This window comes from Nocardia amamiensis, from assembly GCF_015477605.1.
Lineage (GTDB): Bacteria > Actinomycetota > Actinomycetes > Mycobacteriales > Mycobacteriaceae > Nocardia > Nocardia amamiensis_A.
Window position 1 is genome coordinate 1 of sequence record NZ_JADLQX010000396.1, and the last position, 222, is coordinate 222.

The 222-nt window shown below is 68.5% G+C and carries 1 protein-coding gene; it reads right to left on the reverse strand.

Annotated features, from left to right (window positions below):
* Window positions 1-208: AMP-binding protein (locus IU459_RS38265; protein WP_440446571.1), on the reverse strand; the 208-nt coding region annotated here is incomplete at its 3' end.
* Between the last annotated feature and the right edge of the window lie 14 nt (window positions 209-222).

Consider the following 222-nt stretch of genomic DNA (forward strand, 5'->3'; position numbering starts at 1 on the left):
GATCGGCGTCGGTCAGCGGCTCGCCGGAGAACTCCGACAACTCCAGCTGATCGATGCGCACCTGCCGGGAGACCGTGGTCTCCAGATCGGAGCCTGAGGTCAGCACGCACACCGGGCGCGCGGTCTCGAGGATGTAATCGATCCGCTCGGCCGGATGGTCCGGGTCCAACGGCACGTACGCGCCGCCCGCGGCGTTCACCGCGTACATGCCGACCACCAGGT